Raw genomic sequence first — 1,213 nt, 5'->3', positions numbered from 1 at the left:
CGCTATCGGCGCCGACGGCGGTCGCGTTGTAGCCGGAGGCCGCGCTCCAGCTGCCCACCGAGGTGCTGTTGAACCCCGACGCATCTGCACGGCCGCCGATGGCCGTGCCGTAGTCGCCCGAGGCTTCCGACAGCGTACCGAAGGCCGAGGACTCGCTGCCCGAAGCGAGGCTTTCGCTGCCCACCGCCACCGCGTACTCACCCAGTGCCGCGCTGCTCGCGCCGAGCGCGACCGCACTGGCCTGGTCGGCGACCGCGTTGAAGCCCACCGCAGTGGCATGGTCGGCCAGCGCGAACGCACCGCTGCCCAGCGCCGAGGCGCCCTCGCCCATCGCCGTGGCCGATTCACCGGCCGCCGTGGCGTACTCGCCTTCGACGTAGGCGGCGTTGTCGCTGTCCACGCCGCCGCTCGCTGCGAAGTAGCGCGTGTGCTCGGTCGCGCCTTCCAGCTGCTCCAGATTCACCGCATCCGTCGCCTCGGTACCGGCGGCGACGTTGGTGACCTGCCGCTCCGCGCCAACATCCCCGACCGAGACGCTGTCCTCGCGATCGGCCAGCGACCCTGCGCCCAGCGCCACGCTGTTCAAGGCGCTGGCAGTGGCGCTCTCGCCGAGCGCCGTGGCGCCTTCGGCATTGGCCCAGCTGTTCCAGCCGAGCGCAGTCCCGTAATCGCCGGTGGCCCAGGCGCCGGCGCCAACCGCCGTCGCCCCCGTACCCGATGCCTGGGCAGGAATGAATCCGAAGAACGTGGAGCCGCCCACCGCGACGCTCTCGTCGCCCGTGGCTTCACTGAACTCGCCCACGGCCACGCTGCTGACGCCGCTGGCCGTGGCGACCACGCCCACCGCGGTGGCGTAATCGCCCGCCGCCTCGGCGCCATAACCCAGCGCACTCGCACCGTAGCCGCCGGCATTGCTGAAGCTGCCGTTCGCGGTCGTGAAGTCGCCGCTGGCGCCGCTGCCGTAGCCCGTCGCGGTCGCCTGCAGGCCGTCCGCCGTCGCGGCCGCACCGCTGGCGGTGCTGAACGCGCCATTGGCCTGTGCGCCCGCGCCGAACGCGCTTGCGCCGACGTCGGAGGCGGTCGTGGTCTGGTCGAGCAGCACTTCGCCCGTGTCCGGATCCTCGTAGTACAGGCTGCCGCCCACTGCGGTCGCGCTGTCGGCCGTCGCGGTGGCGTTGAAGCCCGAAGCGGTCGAGTACTGGCCGTCGGCATA

General features: G+C 72.4%; 1 pseudogene. It reads right to left on the bottom strand.

Annotated elements, in window-relative coordinates:
• A pseudogene (locus ACW5DW_RS17080) lies at window positions 1-1,213 on the bottom strand (ESPR-type extended signal peptide-containing protein); the annotation flags it as partial.

Source organism: Luteimonas sp. A482 (assembly GCF_054072655.1).
Note: the sequence above shows the minus strand (reverse complement) of the source record. Positions and strands in the feature narration are given on the sequence as shown.